Raw genomic sequence first — 227 nt, forward strand, 5'->3', positions numbered from 1 at the left:
GAGGCATTGAGCTAACCTGTACTAATTGCCCGTGAGGCTTAACCATACAACACCCAAGGGGTTTTGTGGACTCAAAGAAATACCAAACGCTTGAATGAGTTTGAAGAGACTTTTAAATACAGTTTTCCGAATTTTAAAATTTGCTTGGCGACCATAGCATTGTGGACCCACCTGATTCCATGCCGAACTCAGAAGTGAAACACAATAGCGCCGATGGTAGTGTGGGG

Annotated in this window: 1 rRNA gene; it reads left to right on the plus strand. The window is 44.1% G+C overall.

The annotated features are described in order from the left end of the window. Positions 1-143: 143 nt before the first annotated feature. Positions 144-227, plus strand: a 5S ribosomal RNA gene (gene rrf / locus AB4558_RS21570); the annotation flags it as partial.

Source organism: Vibrio sp. 10N.222.51.C5 (genome assembly GCF_041474575.1).
In the GTDB taxonomy this organism is placed as follows: Bacteria; Pseudomonadota; Gammaproteobacteria; order Enterobacterales; family Vibrionaceae; genus Vibrio; species Vibrio crassostreae_C.